This is a genomic window from Streptomyces subrutilus (assembly GCF_008704535.1).
Taxonomy (GTDB): domain Bacteria; phylum Actinomycetota; class Actinomycetes; order Streptomycetales; family Streptomycetaceae; genus Streptomyces; species Streptomyces subrutilus.
The window spans coordinates 6,315,323-6,335,760 of the sequence record NZ_CP023701.1 but is presented as its reverse complement, the minus strand read 5'-3'; the positions used below and the strand labels follow the sequence as shown (position 1 = coordinate 6,335,760).

Below are 20,438 nucleotides of genomic sequence, written 5' to 3'. Positions count from 1 at the left end.
TTGTCGGCCGAGCCCGCGGCGTCTGGTGCCGTGCCTGGGCGTGCTGCCGGGGCGCTCGCGTACTGGACGTACGTGGTCGCCTCGGCAGTGCGGCCAGGCACGGTGCCAGGCGTCGCGGGCCCGGCAAGATCCGAAAGAGACGGCCTAGTCGAGCGGCTTCACCCAGCGGCGCCACTGGTCCTCGCGGTGGTAGCCGGCGGCCGCCCAGGCCCGTCGGCCCCGTTCGTTCGCCTCCAGCACCATCGCGTCGCCGCGCCGGCCTCCGAGCGCGCGGAAGCGCCGCTCGGCCGCGTCGAGGAGCGCGGTCGCGATCCCCTGTCTGCGGTGGGCGGGCAGCACGGCCAGCCGGTACAGGGAGCACCGCCAGCCGTCGTACCCGGCCACGACCGAGCCCACCAGTGTCCCGTCGGACTCGGCGAGGATCAGCGCCTCGGGGTCGCGGGCGATCAGCCGGGTCACGCCGTCGAGGTCGTCGGTGATGGACGCGCCCTCCGCCGCCTCCCGCCAGAAGGCGAGGACGTCCACGGCGTCGTCCGGCGTGGCGGCCCGGATCGCGAACCGGTGCGTGATCGGGAGTTGATTCATGTGCGGGAGCCAAACACGGTCGGTGTCCCGCCCGCCACCGGCTTTCACGGAGCGGAACGCGGCGGGTTCGGACCCGTACGGCAGCGGCCCGGGCCCGCCGGTGGCAGGATCGATTCCGTCCGGAGGCCGGCTCCGGGCGGACACCACCGGCCGCGGGCTCCGCCGAGCACCGCGGTCCGAAACCGACGCCGCTCCCCGCCCCGTGCGGAGCGGTTCCCTCCCCTGCCTCCCCGTACGAAAGGTGTGAGCGTCCGCCCATGGGCGAGTCTCCCGGTCCCCGACACACCCGGTCGCGACGTCGCGCGGCACCCGCCCTCCTGGCCGATCATGGGACGGAGGTGATCGACCGATGACCGAAGTGCTGCTGCTCGTGGTGGCCCTGCTGCTCTGCCTGGCCTGCGGCGTGTTCGTCGCGGCCGAGTTCTCCCTGACCACCGTCGAGCGCAGCGAGCTCGAAGGAGCGGTGGAGCGCGGCGAAGGCGGCGCCGAGAGCGCCCTGGCCGCCGTGCGCACGCTGACGTTCCAGCTGTCCGGCGCCCAGCTCGGCATCACGGCCACCGGTCTGATCATCGGCATGATCTCCAAGCCGTCGATCTCCGCCCTGCTCCGGGGCCCCTTCGAGTCGCTGGGGCTGTCGCCCGGCGCCGCCTCCTCCACCGCGCTGGTGCTCGGCACGGCGCTCTCCACGGTGGTGCTGATGGTGGTCGGCGAGCTGGTTCCAAAGAACTGGGCGATCTCCTCGCCGCTGGCCATCGCCAAGCGCGTGGCGACCCCGCAGCGGATCTTCACCCGGGCCTTCCGTCCCTTCATCAGCCACCTGAACACCACCGCGAACCACATGGTCCGGCGCCTGGGGATGGAGCCCGCGGAGGAGCTGGCGTCGGCGCGCAGCCCGCAGGAGCTGGTCGCGCTGGCGCGGCACTCCGCGAAGGCGGGCGCCCTGGAGAAGGACACCGCCGAGCTGTTCGTGCGGACCCTGAACCTGGCCGACCTGACGGCGGAGAACGTGATGACCCCGCGCGTCCAGGTCACCGCCCTCGACCTGCAGACCACCGCGGAGGACGTGGCGAACGCGACCCTGGCCACCGGCCTGTCCCGCTTCCCCGTCTACCGGGGCGGCCTCGACTCCGTCGTCGGCACCGTCCACATCAAGGACGTCCTGGCCCTCTCCGCCGGCGAACGGCACCGGACCCCGGTCGCGCACCTGCTGCGCGAGCCCCTGCTCGTACCGGAGTCGCTGACGGTGGACCGGCTGCTGGACCGGCTGTCCGGCCGGCAGACGATGGCCGTGGTCATCGACGAGTACGGGGGCACGGCCGGGGTGGCCACCTTGGAGGACATCGTCGAGGAGGTGGTGGGCGAGGTCCGCGACGAGCACGATCCGCACGAGACCCCCGACCTCGCCCCGGCCGGCACGGACGGCTCCGGGCGCCCGCTCTATTCCGCCGACGGCGCGGCGCGCACCGACCAGCTGCGGCGGATCGGCCTGCGCGTGCCGGACGGTCCGTACGAGACCCTGGCCGGCCTGATGGCCACCGAACTGGGCCGCATCCCGGCCGTCGGCGACAGCATGGAGCTCGACGGCTGGCAGCTGGACGTGGTGGACGCGGCCGGGCGGCGGGCGGCGCGGGTCCTGCTGCACGCGCCCGCCGAACCGGCCGGTGGCGAGGGTGCGCGCGAGGGGGAGGGCCGATGACCGTCGTCCAGTTGCTGATCGGCCTGGCGACCCTGGTCGTCAACGCCTTCTTCGTCGGCGCGGAGTTCGCGCTGATCTCGGTCCGGCGCAGCCAGATCGATCCGTACGCCGAGCAGGGCGACCGGCGGGCCCGCGCCGTCCTGTGGGGCCTGGAGCACGTGTCGGCGATGATGGCGGCCGCCCAGCTCGGCATCACCCTGTGCACGCTGGTGCTGGGTGTGGTCGCCGAGCCGGCCATCGCCCATCTGCTGACCCCGTTGTTCGACCTGGTCGGGGTGCCGGACGGGCTGACGCACGCGATCTCCTTCGTGGTGGCGCTGGCCCTGGCCACCTACCTGCACATGCTCTTCGGCGAGATGCTGCCGAAGAACGTGGCGCTGTCCGAGCCGGTGCGCACGGCGCTGCTGCTCGGGCCGCCGCTGGTGACCCTGGCCCGGGCGCTGCGTCCGGTGATCTTCGCGGTCAACGCCTTCGCCAACACCCTGCTGCGGCTGTTGCGGGTCGAGGTCAAGGACGAGGTCGCGGCGACGTTCACGGACGACGAGCTGGCGCGGATGGTCAAGGACTCCAGCGCCGCCGGGCTCCTCGACGACCGGGCCAGCGAGCGGCTGTTCGACGCCCTGGAGCTGGGGCGGCGGCCGGTCGGCGAGGTGGCGCTGCCGGCGGACCGGGTGGTCACGGCCCGGGAGGGGATCACACCGGCCGGGCTGGAGCGGCTGTCGGCCGAGTCGGGCTTCTCGCGGTTCCCGCTGCTCGACGCGCAGCGGCGGATCCTGGGCTACCTGCACGTCAAGGACGCGCTGGACGCCGACGGGCAGGAGCGGGACGAGCCGTTCCCGGTGGCGTCGCTGCGACAGATCGCCCAGGTGCGGGCACAGACGCCGATGGACGACGTGCTCACGGCGATGCGGCGCAGCCGCACCCATCTGGCGGCGGTGCTGGGGGCCGACGGCGCCCTGACCGGGCTGGTGACGATGGAGGACGTGCTGCGCGAGCTGTTCGGCAGGCCGGCCCCGGCGCCCTGACCCGACGCGCCGCACCGGGGGCGTGACCCGGGGGGGGCGTCACCCGGCGGCGTGCGTCCCCGGCCCTGCGGTGCCGGGGTACCGCGCGGTAGCATCGGCTCCGCCATGGAGATGAATGCGTCTTACACCAGTTTCGTCGCGGTCGGCGACTCCTTCACCGAGGGCATGTCCGACCTGCTCCCGGACGGCTCCTACCGGGGCTGGGCCGACCTGCTCGCCGCCCGCCTCGCCGCGCGCGAGCCGGACTTCCGCTACGCCAACCTCGCGGTGCGCGGCAAGCTGATCGGCCAGATCGCCGGGGAACAGGCTCCGGCCGCCGCGGCGATGCGCGCGGACGTGGTGACCCTGGTGGGCGGGCTGAACGACACCCTGCGCCCCAAGGTCGACATGGGCCGGGTCCGGGCCCACCTGGAGTCGGCGGTGGAGCTGCTCGCCCCGTCCTGCGGGCGGCTCGTGCTGATGCGCTCGCCTGGACGCAACGGGCCGGTGATGGAACGTTTCCGTCCGCGCATGGAAGAGCTCTTCGGCATCATCGACGAACTCGCGGCCCGGCACGACGCCCTCGTGGTGGACCTGTACGGGTCCCCGGCGCTCGGCGACCCCCGCATGTGGGACGTCGACCGGCTGCACCTGACGGCGGAGGGCCACCGCAGGGTGGCCGAGGCCGTCTGGCAGGCGCTGGGGCTGCCGCCGGAGGAGGACTGGCACACGGAACTCCCGGCGGCGATGCCGCCGGGGTGGGCGGTGCGCCGGGCCCAGGACCTGAGGTTCGCCCGGCAGCACCTGCTGCCGTGGGTCGGCCGCCGCCTGACGGGCCGCTCCTCGGGCGACGGCCGCCCGGCGAAGCGCCCGGAGCTGGGGCCCTACCCCACCTCGACGCCCTCGTAGCAAGCCACAATCAACGCTGGTCCCCCTACCTGCGTGAACACACAGCGGCGGCCCAAGTAGAATTCCTCCACGTGACTGCCAAGCCCCGCATCCCCAATGTCCTGGCCGGCCGCTACGCCTCTGCGGAGCTCGCCGTCCTGTGGTCCCCCGAGTACAAGGTGACGCTGGAGCGGCGGCTGTGGCTCGCCGTGCTGCGCGCCCAGAAGGACCTCGGCATCGAGGTCCCGGACGCGGCCCTCGCCGACTACGAGCGCGTCCTGGAGACGGTCGACCTCGCCTCGATCGCCGAGCGCGAGAAGGTCACCCGGCACGACGTGAAGGCCCGCATCGAGGAGTTCAACGCCCTCGCCGGCCACGAGCACGTCCACAAGGGCATGACCTCCCGCGACCTCACCGAGAACGTCGAGCAGCTGCAGATCCGGCTCTCGCTGGAGCTGGCCCGCGACCGCACGGTGGCCGTCCTGGCCCGGCTCGGGAAGCTGGCCGGCGAGCACGCCGAGCTGGTCATGGCCGGCCGCTCCCACAACGTGGCCGCGCAGGCGACCACCCTGGGCAAGCGCTTCGCCACCGCGGCCGACGAGCTGCTCGTCGCCTACGCCCGGCTGGAAAACCTGCTGGGCCGCTACCCGCTGCGCGGCATCAAGGGCCCGGTGGGCACCGCCCAGGACATGCTCGACCTGCTCGGCGGCGACACCGCCAAGCTGGCCGACCTGGAGCAGCGCATCGCCGCCCACCTCGGCTTCGCCGAGGCGTTCATCTCGGTGGGCCAGGTCTACCCGCGCTCGCTCGACTACGACGTGGTCACCGCCCTCGTGCAGCTGGCCGGCGCACCGTCGTCCCTCGCGAAGACCATCCGCCTGATGGCCGGCCACGAGCTGGTCACCGAGGGCTTCAAGCCCGGCCAGGTCGGCTCCTCCGCGATGCCGCACAAGATGAACACCCGCTCCTGCGAGCGCGTGAACGGCCTCATGGTCATCCTGCGCGGCTACGCCTCGATGACCGGCGAGCTGGCCGGCGACCAGTGGAACGAGGGCGACGTCTCGTGCTCCGTGGTCCGGCGTGTCGCACTGCCGGACGCCTTCTTCGCCTTCGACGGCCTGCTGGAGACCTTCCTGACGGTGCTCGACGAGTTCGGCGCCTTCCCCGCGGTCGTCGCCCGCGAACTCGACCGCTACCTGCCGTTCCTCGCGACCACCAAGGTCCTGATGGGCGCGGTGCGGGCCGGGGTGGGCCGCGAGGCCGCCCACGAGGTCATCAAGGAGCACGCGGTGGCCTCCGCCCTCGCCATGCGCGAGCAGGGCGCCGAGCGCAACGAGCTGCTGGACAAGCTGGCCGCCGACGACCGGATGCCGCTGGACCGGGCCCAGCTCGACGCCCTGATGGCCGACAAGCTGTCCTTCACCGGCGCCGCGGGCGACCAGGTCGCGGTGGTGGTCTCCCGGATCGAGGCGATCGCCAAGCAGCACCCGGAGGCCGCCGGATACGCGCCGGGGTCGATCCTCTGACCCCCGACGAGCTGAACGCCGCCCGCGACCGCGTCCTCCCGGACGTGGTCGCGGGCGGTCTTCGCGTGCTGTTCTGCGGGATCAACCCTGGCCTCCTCTCCGCCGCGACGGGCCACCACTTCGCCCGCCCCGGCAACCGCTTCTGGCCCGTCCTGCACCTGTCCGGCTTCACCCCGCGCCGTCTGGCCCCCGCCGAGCAGGACGAGCTGCTGACCTACCGGCTCGGCATCACCAACGTCGTGGCCCGTGCCACGGCGCGCGCCGACGAGCTGAGCCCCGAGGAGTTCCGCGAAGGCGGGCGGCTCCTGACGGCCAAGGTGGAGCTGTTGCGTCCCCAGTGGCTGGCGGTGGTCGGAGTGACCGCGTACCGCAGTGCCTTCGGGGACAAGAAGGCCCGCATCGGCCCTCAGGAACGCATGATCGGCACCACCCGGATCTGGGCCCTCCCCAACCCCAGCGGCCTCAACGCCCACTGGACCGCGGAGTCCATGGCCCAGGAGTACGGCCGCCTCCGCGCCGCCGCCGAAGCGACCGGAGCCCCCGAAGAAGGCTGACCCGCTCCCCCGCCCCCGCCGCGCCCCAACCCCTGCGCCCGGGTTGTGGCGGGTGGCGGGGGCGCGGGCCGGGCTACGGCGGGTCGATGAGGGTGACCCCCGCCATCAGCATGTAGGGATCGCCGCCGTCCCACTGCGCCGCGTAGAGCAGCACCCACCGCCCCTCCACCTCCCAGACGTGGACGTGGTCGGTGCTGGCGCTCACCTCGTCCCACGGCTCCGGTATCGCCTCGCCTTCGAACCCCCTGATCCTGAGCGACCCGACGCCGAAGACCTGCGCCTCCCCCCACCGGTCGGTCAGCGCTTGGGCGAGGGCCCCGTACTCGGCGCTGATCTGGTCGGTCGCCGCGTCCCTCCCCGAGCCGTCCTCGCGGAGGTCCTCGGTCCGGCCGACCTGGACCAGGTGGTAACCCGGGCCGCTGCTCCGCCCACCGGACCAGATCGACTCGGCCGGGAACTCCCGGGCCCGGAGCCGGTCGATCGTGTCGAGATGCTCTGCCGTGGTCATGCCGTCAGTATTCCGGCCTCCACTGACAACTGGCCCTGTGTCACGCGTCCCTGCGGCGCATCGCGATCCATCCCGCCACGAGCGCCGCGACCGACCACAGCGCGGTCACCGCCAGTCCCTCCCAGGGACCGAGCGAGCCCTCGGCGTTCAACCGCATCACTGCCTGTCCCGCCCGGTCGGGCATGAACCGCCCGGCCCCGCCGACGACCTTGCCGACCACGAAGGGAACGATCAGGACGAAGGGTATGAGCAGGCCCATGACCAGCGTTCCGCTGCGCACCAGGGCGGTCAGGCCGGCCGCGAGCAGTGCCATCAGCATCAGGTAGACACCACTTCCGAAGACCGCTCGCACCGTGCCCGGGTCGCCGAGCTCCACGGCGTGGGGACCCATGAGGGCCTGACCGGCGACGAAGGTGAGGAGGCCGGTGACCTCGCCGACGAGCAGGGCGAGGCAGGCGACCACGGCGACCTTCGACAGGTAGAGCCGGGTCCGGTCGGGCACGGCGGTGAGGGAGATGCGCAGGGCGCCGTGTCTGAACTCGCCGGCCAGCGCGGTCGCACCGAAGGCGATGGCCGCTATCTGCCCGAAGTTGACCCCGTAGAAAGCCGCGAGCAGCGGATCGTCTCCCAGCGCCCCCTCCTCGCCCGTACCGATGGCCGCGGCCGTGAGGGCCGTGATGCCGACCGTGGTCACCAGGACGGCCATCAGGGATCCGAGGCTCGAACGGGCGGTTCGTATCTTGATCCATTCCGAATGCAGGACGGGAACGGTGGGCAGCGCTGCTGCGGTCATGGCGGGACCTCCGGTGAGGCTCGGTGGCGTGCGGAGTGAGGGTCGGGAACGGGCGGGACGTGGAGACGCGGCCCGGGTCGGTGTTCAGGCGGCTGGCGAGGTGAACTCGGCTCGGTCGGAGGTGAGGTCGAGGTAGGCCTGCTCCAACGAGGCCCGCTCGTCGGAGAGCTCCAGCATCGGAACTCCCGCGCGCGCGGCCAGGATGCCGACCGCCTCGGCCGGTATGCCGTCGACGGTCCACAGCCCGTCGCCTGCCGGTTCGAGGAGGAATCCCTCGCGGGCCAGGGCGTCCCGCAGCCCGGCCGCGTCGGAGGTCCGCAGCCGAGCCCTGGGGGTGCTCCGGGCGTCGATGAACTCCGCCATCGAGGTGTCGGCGAGCAGCCTGCCCCGGCCGAGCACCACCAGGTGGTCGACGAACGAGGCGGTCTCGGCCATGAGGTGGCTGGAGACGAGCACCGTGCGGCCCTCGGCGGCGAGTCCGCGCATCAGTTCGCGGATCCAGATGATGCCCTCGGGATCGAGGCCGTTGGTGGGCTCGTCCAGCAGGAGCACACCGGGGTCGCCCAGCAGGGCCGCGGCAATGCCCAGCCGCTGGCGCATGCCGAGCGAGAAGGTTTTGATCCGCCGTCGGGCCGCCGAGGCCATCCCGGACTGCTCCAGTACGGCCTCCACGCGGCTCGCCGGGATGCCGTTGCTGACGGCCAGCACGAGGAGGTGGTCGCGGGCGGTGCGGCCGCCGCGGGCCGCTTGCGGATCGAGCAGGGCGCCCACCTGCCGCAGCGGTGCCCGCAGGTCGGTGAAGCGGCGCCCTCCGATGGTGGCGGAGCCGGCGGTGATCCGGTCCAGCCCCAGCAGCAGCCGCATCGTGGTGGACTTGCCGGCGCCGTTGGGCCCCAGGAAACCGGTCACCCGGCCGGGCAGGACATCGAAGGTGAGGTGGTCCACGACACGCCGGGTGCCGTAGTCCTTGGTCAGTTCGCGGATCTCGACGCTGTTCATGACTCAAGACTCGCGTCCGCCCCGCGCCCGCCCCTCCCCCGTGCGAGGGTCCTCTCTCCCCCACGTGGGGGAGACGCCCGCACCCCGGCCGCTGCCACCATGAAGCCATGTACCGACTGCTCCGTGCACCGTTGCGACCGGTGACCTACTCGCGCTGGCTGCACCTGTGCGTACCCGTCCTGCTCCTGGCCGTGTGGATGTTCATCGAACCGGCGTGGCCGTGGGCCCCGCTGCTGATCGTCATACCGTTCGGGTTCGTACCGTGGGTGCGGCTTGCCGAGGGTCTGCAGGCCCAGTTCCTGCTGACCCCGCACGACTGGGGTGCGCCGGAGAGCGGCATCGGCACCGCGCCGTCAGCCGGCTGGAACGACCGCTGGCGGACGCTGCTGTGGCTGGAGATACGGCTGGTCGTCGCGGGAGCGGCCATGTTCGCGACCACGCTGCTTCCGGTGCTGACCGTCGAACTCGTCGCGACCGCGCTCGGAGACCCGCCGGCCGGCGACGCGATGGTGCCGATGTCCCCGCCCCGCTGGGCCGCCGCACTGCTCGCGCCCGTACCGCTGATCGCCCTGATCGGCGTCGTGGTCCTGCTCGGCGAGATGATCACCGCGCTCGCCCGGCGGCTGCTCGGGCCTTCGGCCTCCGAGCGGCTCACCGCGCTCGAAGCCCGCACCGAGCAGCTCTTGGAGCGGACCCGCATCGCGCGGGAGCTGCACGACTCCATCGGACACGCACTGACGGTGGCCGTCGTCCAGGCGGGAGCCGCGCGGGCCGCCGGCGATCCCGACTTCACCGACCGGGCGCTGAGCGCGATCGAGGAGACCGGCCGCGCGGCGCTGGAAGACCTGGAGCGCGTGCTGCTGGTCCTGCGGGAGTCGGCGCAACCCCCTTCGCAGCGTCCGACGCTCGTCGAGGCGGACCGGCTGCTGGAGTCCGCCCGCGCCTCCGGCTCTGCCGTGGACGCGCAACTGACCGGACCGGTCGCCACGTTGCCGGGAGCGGTCACTCGTGAGGGGTACCGAATCCTGCAGGAGGCGCTGACGAACGTGCTGCGGCACTGCGGGCCGGTGGCCGTGCGGGTCCGCGTGGACGTGGCCCCGGAGCGGCTGCTGTTGGAGGTGACGAACGCGCTGCCGGAGCGGCCCGTCGTCACGACCGGTGGCGGTTCGGGGCTGCGCGGGATGCGCGAGCGCGCCGCCCTGCTCGGCGGGAAGGCCGAAACCGGTCCGTACGAGGGGGGTTGGAGAGTGCGCGCCCGGCTCCCGCTGGAGCGAATACGCTGACCGGATGCCGGTTACCGTACTGCTCGTCGACGACGAACCCCTGGTGCGCGCGGGTCTGCGCGCGGTCCTCGAAGCCCAGCCCGACATCAGGGTGGTGGGTGAGGCGGCCGACGGTGCCTCGGTCGTCCCCCTCGTCCGCCAGCTGCGGCCGGACGTGGTGGCCATGGACGTGCGGATGCCCCTGCTCGACGGGATCGAGGCCACGCGCGCCGTCCTGCGGTCCGTGGACTCACCGCCCAAGATCATCGTGGTGACCACCTTCGAGAACGACGAGTACGTCTACCAGGCGCTGCGCGCCGGCGCCGACGGCTTCCTGTTGAAGCGGGCGCGGCCCGCGGAGATCGTGCACGCGGTCCGGCTGGTCGCGGAGGGCGAGACCCTGCTCTTCCCGGCCGCGGTGCGGGCCTTGGCCGCCGAGTACGGGAACCGGCAGGCACGGGCGGTGCTGGAGCGGGCCGCGCTGACCGAGCGCGAGGAGGCGGTGCTGCGGCTCATGTCGCGGGGGCTCACCAATGTGGAGATCGCCGCCGAGCTGATCGTCGGTACGGAGACGGTGAAGTCCCATGTCAGCGCGATCCTGGCGAAACTGGGCGCGCGGGACCGGACGCAGGCCGTGATCATGGCCTACGAGTCGGGCTTCGTCGCCCCCGCGTAAGCCGTCGTGATTGGATTCCGCCGGACAGGGCACCGGCGGGACGGTGTCCGGTTTCGTGCGGGGCGGGGCCGCGGGCTCCGTGGGGCGCACCGGCCCGGGGGTGGCCTGGTGGGGTGGGCGGCGGCTGCTGCGCAGGTCTTCCGGGGCGCGGCGCGAAGCGTGGGAGGAGCAGCCGGTTCCGGCCTATGGGGGGCTGCTTCTCGCCGCCATGGCCGGTGCGCAGTACGATCCGCTTGACAGGCTCGCTAGCTGGGAGGACACACGTTGGGGCAGCTGACCGGCGGTGACCCCTCACTGCTCCGGCGGATCAACTCCGCCGTCGTACTGCGGGCACTGCGCGCGGCCGAATCGCCGACCCTCACCGACCTCACCCGGGTGACCGGGCTCTCCCGGCCGACCGTCGAGGGGGTCGTGGAGGGGCTGATGGCGACGGGGCTCGTCGTCGAAGCCGATGCCGAGGAGGGTGCCCGGCGGCAGGGGCGGCCGGCCCGCCGGTTCCGGTTCCGGGCCGAGGCGGGCCATCTCCTGGGCATCGAGATCGGTTCGCACCGGGTGGCGGTCGTGCTGTCCGGTCTGGACGGGCGGGTCATCGGTGCCGGCACCAAGGACGTCGCGGAGTCGGCGCCCGCGGACGAACGGCTGGAGCGGGTGCGGGCCGCGGTGGCCGATCTACTGCGGCGGGCCGGGGTACCGCGGGATTCCCTGCGGGCGGTCGGCGTCGGCAGCCCCGGGATCGTGGAGGCCGACGGCACGGTCCGCCTCGGCACGGCGCTGCCGGGCTGGACGGGTCTGCCGCTGGGAGAGCGGCTGCAGCGCTCGTTCCGCTGTCCGGTGCAGGTGGAGAACGACGCCAACGCGGCGGCGGTCGCAGAGCACTGGAAGGGGGCCGCGCGGGACACGGACGACATGGTGTTCGTGATGGCGGGGCTCAGCCCCGGCGCCGGCTCGCTGATCGGCGGACGGCTGCACCGGGGCTTCGGCGGCGCGGCCGGCGAGATCGGCGCACTGCACCTGCTGGGCCGGGAGGTCACTCCCGAGAAGCTGCTGTCGACCACGGGCGAACCGTTGAACCCGCTGGACGAGCCCGCCGTCGCCGAGGTATTCGCGATGGCCAAGCGGGGTGACGAGCGGGCGGTGGCCGCCGTGGAGCGGTTCCTCCAGCGGCTCGTGCACGACGTGGCGGCGCTGGTCCTCGCCATGGACCCGGAACTGGTCGTGGTCGGCGGTTGGGCCGCGGGCCTGGACGGGGTCCTCGGCCCGTTGCGCGCGGAGCTGGAGCGCTACTGCCTGCGGCCGCCGCGGGTGGTGCTGTCGATGCTCGGCGAGGCCGCCGTAGCCACGGGGGCGCTCCGGCTGGCCTTGGACCACGTCGAGGAAGAACTGTTCGCCGTGGAGAAGACGGTCACGGCACGCCGCCCGTGACGGTGAGGGTGACGGTGCCGTCGGGCGCCCTCTCGGGCCGGGCCGGACGGGGGCCGGACGGGGCCGGGACCGTCAGACGGCCCCGAGGCGTCCGCGTGACGCGCGCGACGGGGGTCCGGCCTTGCTGCCCCGCCCCCGCCCCGTCCCGGACAGGGCTGGGCAGGGCGGGGCGGGAGTGGGCCCGCCCGGCGCCGTCCGCCTCCGGCCGGCGGAGAGCGTGTAGGGCCTGAAGAGGGCCTGAGCCGGACAGCCGTCTGCCGGGTGTGGTGCCCGGGTGGGCTCGTGGCACGAGCCCGCCTCGCGCCCGGCCCCTGCACCCGCCCTCCGCTGCCCCTCCCCTGCCCGCCCCGCCCCTCCCCTGCCCGCCCCGCCCGTCCCCGCCCGTCCACCCCGGGTGCCGATGCCGGAGACGCGTACGGCCCGGCGCCGTCCGCGCGGGGCGGGTGGCGTCGGGCCGTGGGGCGGGGCCGGCGAAGCGTCAGGAGGCGACGCGGGGCTCGTGGGTGATCTGGACGTCGCCGGAGTCGCCGAAGGTCAGGCGGCAGGTGTCGGCCCGGTAGGTGGCCACCGACACGGCGGCCGTGCCCGCCTCGGTGAGGTACCGGGTGGTGACCAGGAGCACCGGGGCGCCGGGGAGCCGGTCCAGTTCCCGGGCGTCGTCGGCCCGGGCGGAGCCGAGCTCCACCGAGCGGTCCTGGCCGTCGAGGACCAGCCGCTGCAGTTCGCGCAGGACGGCGCGGGCGCGGGCCGGTCCGGACGGGGCTTCGATGCCGGTCAGACCCGGCACCGAGGCGGCCGGGACGTACAGCAGCTCGGCGGCGACGGCCTGGCCCTGGGTGGCACGGGTGCGGCGCACGATGTGGACCGGTGCGTCGGCGGCGTAGGCCGGAGCGTTCGCGCCGGCCGCCGCGGGACCGGTGGCAGCGCCCAGCAGCGCGGCGACGGCGGCGGGTGCCAGGCCCTCGGTCGCGTCCAGCGGCTGCCAGCCGTCGACGCTGTCGCCGGGCCAGCCGTGGCGGTTGCCGCCCACGTCGACGCCGACGCGCGGCGGGGCGACCGTGGTGCCGACGCCGCGGCGGCGCTGTAGGCGTCCTTCGAGCTCCAGCTGTTCCAGGGCCTGGCGCAGGGTCGCGCGCGCGACGCCGAAGCGGGCGGCGAGCTCGCGCTCGTTCGGCAGGACCTCGCCCACGGCGAAGTCCTGGTCGAGCGCTTCACTGAGGACGTTCTTGAGGTGCCAGTACTTCGGCTCCGGCACCGTTTCGAGCTGCGTGGTCCCCACCCTGAATCCTCCTGCCATCGCTGCACTCGCCGTGTGTTCCAGCGGCAGTTCCGCGCCCTTGTTTATTAAAGGTTCCTGCACTATCCCTGCGACGATAGGACGGCGCACCCCCTTGGTCAAGACCAATGCTCATGCCTATGCCGGGCAGATCGGGCATACGCATCAAGCCGTTCACGGAATGTTCTCGTGGGACCCGAAGGGTTGTAGTCAAGGCCTACCGGGCGGTAGTCATGACGGTGAGCACTACTGACAGCCTGTCTCACACGCGCCCGCCCGACGAGGAGCAGCATGACCGCCACGGTCTCCTTCACGATCGAGTCCCCGCTCGGCCCCCGCACCGCCACCGTCGCCTACGAGCGCAAGGGCTCCGGCGAACCGCTGCTCCTGCTGCACGGCATCGGCCACCACCTCCAGGCCTGGCACCCGGTGACGGACATCCTGGCGGCCGAGTACGACGTCATCGCCGTCGACCTCCCCGGCTTCGGCGCCTCGGAGCCGCTGCCCGCGGGGGTCACGTACGACCTGGACACCGTCGCGGGCGCGCTCGGTGCGCTCTGCACCGCCCTCGGCGTCGAACGTCCGCACGTCGTGGGCAACTCCCTCGGCGGGCTGCTCGCGCTCGAAATGGCCCGGAAGGGGCTCGTCCGGTCGGTCACCGCCCTCTCGCCCGCGGGGTTCTGGACCGAGGCCGAGCGCCGCTACGCCTTCGGGACGCTGCTCGCCATGCGCGCCGGGGCCAAGGCGCTGCCCCGCCCGGCGCTGGAGCGGCTCGCGCGCAGTGCCGTCGGCCGCGCCGCGCTCACCGGCTCCATCTACGCGCGCCCGACGCGCCGTTCACCGCAGGCGGTGGTCGCCGAGACCCTCGCGCTGCGCGACGCGACCGGCTTCGAGCAGACCCTGGCCGCGGGCGGTTCCGTACGGTTCGCCCACGACGTTCCCGGCCTGCCGGTCACCGTCGCCTGGGGCACGCGCGACCGGCTGCTGCTGCGCCGTCAGGGGATCCGCGCCAAGCACACCCTCCCCGGTGCCCGGCTGGTCAGACTCCCGGGCTGCGGCCACGTCCCGATGAGCGACGACCCGGCCCTCGTCGCCCGGGTGGTCCTGGACACGGCCCGGAGCGCCCGCCTCCAGGCCGTGTAGCGGGTCTCGGGGCGCCCGCCTCCGCGCGCGCCCCGCGCCCGGCCGTGCCCCCCACCGGGGCCACGGGGAGCCGGAGCGGGCTCCTCCAGGCCGTGCCAGGCCCTGTGGCGAGGCCCCGCGGCGGGACCGGCCGCGCGCTCCGGCCGAGCCGCTCACGGTTGTTCATCCGCGGTTCGCGCGGGAGACGCGGCCGGGCCGGTGTGCGGCGGCACGCTGGTCCGGCCCCGCCCCGCCGGCCCCTGGAGAAGCACCGATGGCATCGACGCCGCAGACCCGACGTTCCCTCATCGGCGGTTCCCTCGCCCTGTCCTCGGCGCTGCTCGCCGCGCCCGCCCTGGCCGCGCCCGCCCTCGCCGCCCCCGCGCTGCTCCGCTCGGGCCGGCCGAGCGCCCACTGGGGCGTCCAGTCCGGCGAGGTCACCGCCCATGCGGCGACCGTGTGGACCCGGTCCGACCGGCTCGCGCGGATGTACGTCGAGACCTCCCCGAGCGAGTCGTTCCGCTACGCGGTCCGCCGCCACCGCGGCCCGCTGCTCGGCCCGGCCACCGACTTCACCGGCACCACCGTCCTGCGCGACCTGCCGCCGGGCCGGCAGATCCACTACCGGGTCGTCCTCGCCGACCCCGACGACCCCCGCCGCGCCTCCGCTCCGGTCCACGGCACCTTCCGTACGACCCCCGTCTCCCGCCGCGACGACGTGCGCTTCCTGTGGTCCGGGGACCTGGCGGGCCAGGGTTGGGGCATCAACCCCGACCTCGGCGGCTACCGCGTCTTCGAGGAGATGCGGCTGCGCGATCCCGACTTCTTCCTCTTCAGCGGGGACACGATCTACGCCGACGGCCCCCTCCAGTCCGCCGTCCCGCTGCGCGACGGCACCCTGTGGCGCAACGTGACCACCGAGGAGAAGGCGAAGGTAGCCGAGACCCTCGCCGAGTTCCGCGGCAACTTCCGCTACAACCTGCTCGACGGCAACCTGCGCGGCTTCAACGCCCAGGTCCCCGTCCTCGCGCAGTGGGACGACCACGAGGTGCGCAACAACTGGTACCCGGGCCAGCTGATCGACGACCCGCGCTACACCGTCCGGGACGCCGATACCCTCGCGGTCCGGGCCCGGCAGGCGTTCGGCGAGTACTACCCCGTCACCGACCTGCGCGGCGGTCGCGCAGAGGGGCGCATGTACCGGGTGATGCGGTACGGGCCGCTGCTCGACGTGTTCGTGCTCGACATGCGCACCTACCGCGACGCGAACTCCCCCGGCCGCCGGACCGAGGACCCCGTCGGCATCCTCGGCGCCGAGCAGCTCGCCTGGCTCCAGCGTGAGCTGTCCCGCTCCCGCGCCACCTGGAAGGTGATCGCCGCCGACATGCCGCTGGGGATCGTCGTCCCCGACGGGGCCGCGAACTTCGAGGCCGTCGCACAGGGCGACCCCGGCGCCCCGCTGGGCCGCGAGCTCCAGATCGCCGAACTGCTGCGCCATATCAAGCACCAGCGCATCACCGGCACGCTCTGGCTCACCGCCGACGTCCACTACACCGCCGCGAACCACTACGCCCCCGAGCGGGCCGCCTTCACCGACTTCGCGCCGTTCTGGGAGTTCGTCTCCGGCCCGATCGGCGCGGGCGCCTTCCCGGCGGGCCGGCTCGACGCCACCTTCGGGCCGGAGACGGCGTACGTCCAGTCCGCGCCGGTGGCCAACATGTCGCCCTCCGAGAACCCCCCGTACTACGGCGAGGTAGACATCGACGGCGGCAGCGGCGAGCTCACGGTCCGGCTGCGCCGGCAGGGCGGCGGCGTGCTCTTCACCCGGACGCTCCGGCCCGGTCAGGTGGGCCAGTAGGAGGCCCGGCGCCGCCCGCGCCCCGCTCCCGGCTCCCCGTCCGTCATCGCGCACGGCCCCGCCCCGCGGCGCGATGGCGGACACGCCCCGGAAAACTGGGGGAAATCGGCCAGATGGATACTTAACCAGTCGGTCACAGATCGTTCGTGATCACGCAACACCCCTCCGCCACAGTGGTGTGCATGACTGACCGTATTCATGTCCCCGCCCAGCGTTCCCACCGCCACCACTGGCGCCGCGACGTCGTCGAACTGGCCGCGCTCTTCTGCGCCGTCGCGGTCGCCGACGGCATCGCCAATCTCGTCGCGCACGGCCCCAGGGGCCCCGTACTGCTGGTCGCCTCGGCCGTCGCGCTCCTCGTCACGGCGGCCTTCCACACGTGGTGGGCCAGGCGCCACAGCCATGCGCCGCCGCCGGACGCTGCGGAGCCCGCGTTCGCCGGAGCGGCAGCGGGGGCGGCCTCGGTCCACGGCCTCGGCTCCGCGCCGGCCGCCGGTACCGGTACCGGTACCGGCCCGGCGGCGCCCGGCGCGCAGGCCGCCGCCACGGGCGGCGCGTCCCCGCACGCCGTCCTGTGGCGGATGCGGACGACCGTACGGGACGAGCCGGGCTCGCTCGCGGCGCTGTGCGGCGCCCTCGCCCGCAGCGGCGCCGACATCCTGACGCTCCAGACCCACCCCCTCCCCGAGGGCGGCACCGTCGACGAGTTCCTGCTCCGCGCCCCGCGGGAACTGCCCTCCGCCGAGCTCACCCGCTCCATCGCCCGGGCCGGCGGCCACAGCACCTGGATCGAGCGCGCCGACGCGCACGACCTCGTCGACACCCCGACCCGCGTCCTGGGCCTGGCCACCCGCACCGCCCTCGACGCCGCGGAACTCCCCCTCGCGCTGCGCCAGCTCCTCGGCCGCTGCACCATCCACTCCATCCCCGCGACCACCCTCTCCGGCCGCCCCAACGCGGGCGCCGACGCCCCGGTCGAAGGCGTCCTGGAGGCCACGGTCATGCGGCTGCGCGACCCCTCCGGCGGGGCGATCACCGTCGAGCGGCCCTACCTGCCCTTCACCCCGACCGAGTTCGCCCGCGCCAGGGCCCTCGTCGAGCTGGACGCGCGCCTCGGCCCCCGCGTCCCGCGCAGCCAGGACGTCCTGACCCTGCCCGAGGGCAACGAGATCACGGTGCGCCGCGCCGACGGCGCCGACCTGCCCGCCGCCCGGGCGATGCACGACCGCTGCTCCGACCGCACCCTCTCGCTGCGCTACCACGGGCCCGTCGCCGACGCCGACCGCTACCTCGGCCACCTGCTGAGCCCCCGCTTCGGCCGCACCCTGGCCGCGACCACCGCCTCCGGCCGGATGGTCGCCCTCGGCCACCTGCTGTGGGACGGCGACGAGACCGAGGTGGCGCTGCTGATCGAGGACGACTGGCAGCGGCGCGGCATCGGATCCGAGCTGCTCCGCCGGCTGATCGCGATGGCCGTGGAGGCCCGCTGCGACAGCGTCTACGCGGTCACCCAGGCCTCCAACACCGGCATGGTCGCCGCCATGCGCGGCCTCGGCCTCCCCCTCGACTACCAGATCGAGGAGGGCACCCTGGTGATCACCGCCCGGCTGGACGCGGCCCGCACCGCCGCGGGCCCGCCGCACGGCCTCCCGCGGGCGCAGCACGCGTACGAGGGGCGGGAGCAGCAGCACTGAGCACCGGGTCGGCCGCGGTTCCCGTGGCCGGCCCGCGCCCCCCGGAGACGGGCGATGATGACGCATCGGCATCCGCGTACGAAGATGTCCGCATGTCAGAGATCCTCCACAACGGCAGCGCCACTGGTCTGCCCCGCCAGGTGGCCGACGCGTACGTCGACGACCTCGTCGCCCTCGACCCCATCACCGGCACCTATCTCGGTGTCGCCGCGAGTTCCGGCAGCCTCCCGGACCTCTCCCCGGCCGGCCGTGCCGCCGCGGCCGAGCTGTCGCGCACGACCCTCGCCCGCCTGGACGCCGCCGAGCGGCTGCCGGGTGCGGACAGCGACGCCGAGCGCCGCTGCGCCCGCCTGCTGCGCGAGCGGCTGAACGCCGAACTCGCCGTCCACGAGGCCGACGAGGACCTGCGCGCCGTCAGCAACATCCACTCCCCCGTGCACTCGGTCCGCGAGGTCTTCACCCTGACCCCGGCCGAGACCGAGGAGGACTGGTCGGCCATCGCCGAGCGGCTGCGCGCCGTGCCGCAGGCCCTCGCCGGCTACCGCGAGAGCCTGCAGCTGGGCCTGGACCGCGGCCTGTACGGCGGCCCCCGCCCCACGGCGACGATGATCGGCCAGCTCGCCTCCTGGGCCGGCCGGGACGACGCCGCGTCCTCGTTCTTCGATTCCTTCGCCGCCGCCGGCCCCGCGTCACTGCGCGCCGAGCTGGACGAGGCGGCCGCCGGGGCCACCGCGGCCCTGTCCGCGCTCCACGACTGGATGGTCGCGGTGTACGCCCCGGCCGTCGAGGGCCGGCCGGACACCGTGGGCCGCGAGCGGTACGCCCGCTGGTCGCGGTACTTCAACGGCACGGACCTCGACCTGGACGAGGCGTACGCCTACGGCTGGGCGGAGTACCACCGGCTGCTCGCCGAGATGAAGGCCGAAGCGGCCAAGATCCTGCCGGGCGCCGGCCCCTGGGAGGCGCTGCGGCACCTGGACGAGCACGGCACCCACATCGAGGGCGTGGACGAGGTCCGGGCCTGGCTGCAGGGCATCATGGACGAGGCCATCGAGAACCTCGACGGCACCCACTTCGAACTCGCCGAGCGGGTGCGGAGGGTGGAGTCGCGGATCGCCCCGCCCGGCGGCGCCGCCGCCCCGTACTACACGTCCCCCTCGGAGGACTTCTCGCGCCCGGGCCGCACCTGGCTGCCGACGATGGGCCAGACCCGCTTCCCGGTGTACGACCTGGTCTCCACCTGGTACCACGAGGGCGTCCCCGGCCACCACCTGCAGCTCGCGCAGTGGACCCACGTGGCGGACCAGCTCTCCCGCTACCAGGCGGGCGTCGGCCTGGTCAGCGCCAACGCGGAGGGCTGGGCGCTCTACGCAGAGCGGCTGATGGACGAGCTGGGCTACCTCAAGGACGCCGAGCAGCGCCTGGGCTACCTGGACTGCCAGATGATGCGGGCGGCGCGGGTCATCGTGGACATCGGCATGCACCTGGAGCTGGAGATCCCCGCCGACTCCCCCTTCCACCCGGGCGAGACCTGGACCGTGGAGCTGGCGCAGGAGTTCTTCGGCCTGCACAGCGGCCGCCCGGCGGACTTCATCGAGAGCGAGCTGACCCGCTACCTGTCGATGCCGGGACAGGCGATCGGCTACAAGCTCGGCGAGCGCGCCTGGCTGCTCGGCCGGGAGAACGCCCGCGCCGCGCGCGGCGACTCCTTCGACCTGAAGGCCTGGCACATGGCGGCCCTGTCGCAGGGTTCGCTGGGGCTGGACGACCTGGTGGACGAGCTGTCGAAGCTCTGAGCACCGGCCCGGCACCCGCCACCGGTGCGTCCGGTGGCCGGTGGCCGGTGGCCCGGCCGCCCCGGACGGGGCGGCCGGGCCGCTGCCGTGTGCGGGCGGCCTCAGCAGCCGCAGTCGGCCGCAGCGGTGGGGGCGGTCAGCGGGTCGGGCGCGGTGCGCCGGCGCCCGCCCCGCCGGGTCTCCACCGCGAAGCCCTCCCGGATCCAGTACTCGATGCCGCCGAGCATCTCCTTGACCTGGTAGCCGAGTTCGGCCAGGGCGAGGGCCGAGCGGGTCCCTCCGTTGCAACCGGGGCCCCAGCAGTACGTGACCACGGGCACGGCGGGGTCCAGGAGCCGCCCCGCCCGCTCGGGCACGAGGGCGGTCGGCAGGTGGACGGCGCCGGGCACGTGCGCCTGGTCCCAGGCCGCGGTGGAGCGGGAGTCGACCAGCTGGAAGCCTGGCTCCGCGCCCCGCTCGCGGTGGTCGGCGAGGGCGGCCGCGACGTCGGACACGTCCGCGTGGAAGGCGAGGGCGGCCGCGAAGTGGGCGGCCGCCACGGCGGGCGGGGCCGGCGGAATCCGCAGCACGGGGTTGACGGGGGCCGCGTCCGGGTCCGGAGCGGTGGCCGCCCCCTTCGCCGCCCTCGCGTCGGCGGGCCGGGCGGCGGTGCGCGTCCCCGTCATCGGTGGTGGTGGTGTCGTCGTCATGCGGCCAATCTATGATCCGACACCGACCCGAAGAAGTGGCATTCCCCGGCGCGACCCCTGTTCCACCAGGGAATTCCCTGCTATTTCTGG

The 20,438-nt window shown here is 74.0% G+C and carries 18 protein-coding genes; 12 read left to right on the top strand and 6 right to left on the bottom strand.

The features are described from left to right. Positions 1-144: 144 nt before the first annotated feature. On the bottom strand, positions 145-585 hold the full coding sequence (locus CP968_RS28195) for a GNAT family N-acetyltransferase (protein WP_150520663.1): 441 nt from the start codon (positions 583-585) through the stop codon (positions 145-147). Positions 586-934: 349 nt separating this feature from the next. Between CP968_RS28195 and CP968_RS28190 the strand changes: the two genes are divergently transcribed. The 5 genes from CP968_RS28190 to mug all read left to right on the top strand — a co-directional run bounded on the left by CP968_RS28190 (position 935) and on the right by mug (position 6,253). Further along, a complete protein-coding gene (locus CP968_RS28190; protein WP_150520662.1) occupies positions 935-2,281 on the top strand; it encodes a hemolysin family protein in 1,347 nt (448 codons plus the stop codon). Beyond that, the gene (locus tag CP968_RS28185) at positions 2,278-3,306 is read left to right on the top strand and encodes a hemolysin family protein (RefSeq protein WP_150520661.1); all 1,029 of its coding nucleotides are present in this window, start codon (positions 2,278-2,280) and stop codon (positions 3,304-3,306) included. Before CP968_RS28190 ends, CP968_RS28185 begins: the two co-directional genes overlap by 4 nt. A 105-nt stretch (positions 3,307-3,411) precedes the next feature. Next, entirely contained in the window at positions 3,412-4,194 is a 783-nt protein-coding gene (locus CP968_RS28180) for an SGNH/GDSL hydrolase family protein (RefSeq protein WP_150520660.1), read from the top strand. 71 nt (positions 4,195-4,265) lie between these two features. Beyond that, positions 4,266-5,699, top strand: coding sequence for an adenylosuccinate lyase (gene purB, locus CP968_RS28175; RefSeq protein WP_150520659.1), 1,434 nt, complete (start codon positions 4,266-4,268; stop codon positions 5,697-5,699). Then, positions 5,696-6,253: a G/U mismatch-specific DNA glycosylase gene (mug, locus tag CP968_RS28170; RefSeq protein ID WP_150522172.1), complete on the top strand. Its 558-nt coding sequence runs from the start codon at positions 5,696-5,698 to the stop codon at positions 6,251-6,253. The genes purB and mug overlap by 4 nt, the downstream gene beginning before the upstream one ends. A 73-nt stretch (positions 6,254-6,326) precedes the next feature. On the opposite strand, the gene CP968_RS28165 is transcribed toward mug, so the two are convergent. The 3 genes from CP968_RS28165 to CP968_RS28155 form a co-directional block, all read right to left on the bottom strand. Next, a complete protein-coding gene (locus tag CP968_RS28165; RefSeq protein WP_150520658.1) occupies positions 6,327-6,761 on the bottom strand; it encodes a hypothetical protein in 435 nt (144 codons plus the stop codon). Positions 6,762-6,801: 40 nt separating this feature from the next. Next, positions 6,802-7,554: an ABC transporter permease gene (locus CP968_RS28160; protein ID WP_150520657.1), complete on the bottom strand. Its 753-nt coding sequence runs from the start codon at positions 7,552-7,554 to the stop codon at positions 6,802-6,804. 84 nt (positions 7,555-7,638) lie between these two features. Then, entirely contained in the window at positions 7,639-8,553 is a 915-nt protein-coding gene (locus CP968_RS28155; RefSeq protein ID WP_150520656.1) for an ATP-binding cassette domain-containing protein, read from the bottom strand. Positions 8,554-8,660: 107 nt separating this feature from the next. Between CP968_RS28155 and CP968_RS28150 the strand changes: the two genes are divergently transcribed. The 3 genes from CP968_RS28150 (at position 8,661) to CP968_RS28140 (ending at position 11,913) form a co-directional block, all read left to right on the top strand. Then, the gene (locus tag CP968_RS28150; protein WP_150520655.1) at positions 8,661-9,836 is read left to right on the top strand and encodes a sensor histidine kinase; all 1,176 of its coding nucleotides are present in this window, start codon (positions 8,661-8,663) and stop codon (positions 9,834-9,836) included. Positions 9,837-9,840: 4 nt separating this feature from the next. Further along, entirely contained in the window at positions 9,841-10,491 is a 651-nt protein-coding gene (locus CP968_RS28145) for a response regulator (RefSeq protein ID WP_150520654.1), read from the top strand. A gap of 264 nt (positions 10,492-10,755) precedes the next feature. Continuing rightward, complete coding sequence (locus tag CP968_RS28140) at positions 10,756-11,913, top strand: ROK family transcriptional regulator (protein ID WP_150520653.1); 1,158 nt, start codon at positions 10,756-10,758, stop codon at positions 11,911-11,913. Positions 11,914-12,391: 478 nt separating this feature from the next. On the opposite strand, the gene CP968_RS28135 is transcribed toward CP968_RS28140, so the two are convergent. Beyond that, entirely contained in the window at positions 12,392-13,192 is an 801-nt protein-coding gene (locus CP968_RS28135; protein WP_150520652.1) for a GntR family transcriptional regulator, read from the bottom strand. A gap of 288 nt (positions 13,193-13,480) precedes the next feature. Between CP968_RS28135 and CP968_RS28130 the strand changes: the two genes are divergently transcribed. From CP968_RS28130 to CP968_RS28115, 4 genes are all read left to right on the top strand, one after another. Beyond that, on the top strand, positions 13,481-14,332 hold the full coding sequence (locus CP968_RS28130; protein WP_150520651.1) for an alpha/beta fold hydrolase: 852 nt from the start codon (positions 13,481-13,483) through the stop codon (positions 14,330-14,332). A gap of 253 nt (positions 14,333-14,585) precedes the next feature. Then, on the top strand, positions 14,586-16,169 hold the full coding sequence (locus CP968_RS28125; RefSeq protein ID WP_150520650.1) for an alkaline phosphatase D family protein: 1,584 nt from the start codon (positions 14,586-14,588) through the stop codon (positions 16,167-16,169). Between the two features lie 182 nt (positions 16,170-16,351). After that, positions 16,352-17,863 carry a GNAT family N-acetyltransferase gene (locus CP968_RS28120; RefSeq protein ID WP_150520649.1) on the top strand — a complete coding sequence of 504 codons (1,512 nt, stop codon included), beginning with the start codon at positions 16,352-16,354 and terminating at the stop codon, positions 17,861-17,863. 92 nt (positions 17,864-17,955) lie between these two features. Beyond that, positions 17,956-19,659, top strand: a complete 1,704-nt coding sequence (locus CP968_RS28115) for a DUF885 domain-containing protein (protein ID WP_150520648.1) — start codon at positions 17,956-17,958, stop codon at positions 19,657-19,659. Positions 19,660-19,760: 101 nt separating this feature from the next. Here the strand turns inward: CP968_RS28115 and CP968_RS28110 are convergent, their stop codons facing one another. After that, the gene (locus CP968_RS28110; RefSeq protein ID WP_150522171.1) at positions 19,761-20,324 is read right to left on the bottom strand and encodes a rhodanese-like domain-containing protein; all 564 of its coding nucleotides are present in this window, start codon (positions 20,322-20,324) and stop codon (positions 19,761-19,763) included. Between the last annotated feature and the right edge of the window lie 114 nt (positions 20,325-20,438).

Excerpts from the sequence above, each read along its gene's own strand:
- CP968_RS28155 (WP_150520656.1), bottom strand. The coding sequence starts at position 8,553 with ATGAACAGCGTCGAGATCCGCGAACTGACCAAGGACTACGGCACCCGG.
- CP968_RS28195 (WP_150520663.1), bottom strand. The coding sequence starts at position 585 with ATGAATCAACTCCCGATCACGCACCGGTTCGCGATCCGGGCCGCCACG.
- CP968_RS28160 (WP_150520657.1), bottom strand. The coding sequence starts at position 7,554 with ATGACCGCAGCAGCGCTGCCCACCGTTCCCGTCCTGCATTCGGAATGG.
- CP968_RS28130 (WP_150520651.1), top strand. The coding sequence starts at position 13,481 with ATGACCGCCACGGTCTCCTTCACGATCGAGTCCCCGCTCGGCCCCCGC.
- CP968_RS28190 (WP_150520662.1), top strand. The coding sequence starts at position 935 with ATGACCGAAGTGCTGCTGCTCGTGGTGGCCCTGCTGCTCTGCCTGGCC.
- CP968_RS28150 (WP_150520655.1), top strand. The coding sequence starts at position 8,661 with ATGTACCGACTGCTCCGTGCACCGTTGCGACCGGTGACCTACTCGCGC.
- CP968_RS28110 (WP_150522171.1), bottom strand. The coding sequence starts at position 20,324 with ATGACGGGGACGCGCACCGCCGCCCGGCCCGCCGACGCGAGGGCGGCG.
- CP968_RS28115 (WP_150520648.1), top strand. The coding sequence starts at position 17,956 with ATGTCAGAGATCCTCCACAACGGCAGCGCCACTGGTCTGCCCCGCCAG.
- CP968_RS28125 (WP_150520650.1), top strand. The coding sequence starts at position 14,586 with ATGGCATCGACGCCGCAGACCCGACGTTCCCTCATCGGCGGTTCCCTC.
- CP968_RS28165 (WP_150520658.1), bottom strand. The coding sequence starts at position 6,761 with ATGACCACGGCAGAGCATCTCGACACGATCGACCGGCTCCGGGCCCGG.
- CP968_RS28180 (WP_150520660.1), top strand. The coding sequence starts at position 3,412 with ATGGAGATGAATGCGTCTTACACCAGTTTCGTCGCGGTCGGCGACTCC.
- CP968_RS28185 (WP_150520661.1), top strand. The coding sequence starts at position 2,278 with ATGACCGTCGTCCAGTTGCTGATCGGCCTGGCGACCCTGGTCGTCAAC.
- CP968_RS28120 (WP_150520649.1), top strand. The coding sequence starts at position 16,352 with ATGACTGACCGTATTCATGTCCCCGCCCAGCGTTCCCACCGCCACCAC.
- CP968_RS28145 (WP_150520654.1), top strand. The coding sequence starts at position 9,841 with ATGCCGGTTACCGTACTGCTCGTCGACGACGAACCCCTGGTGCGCGCG.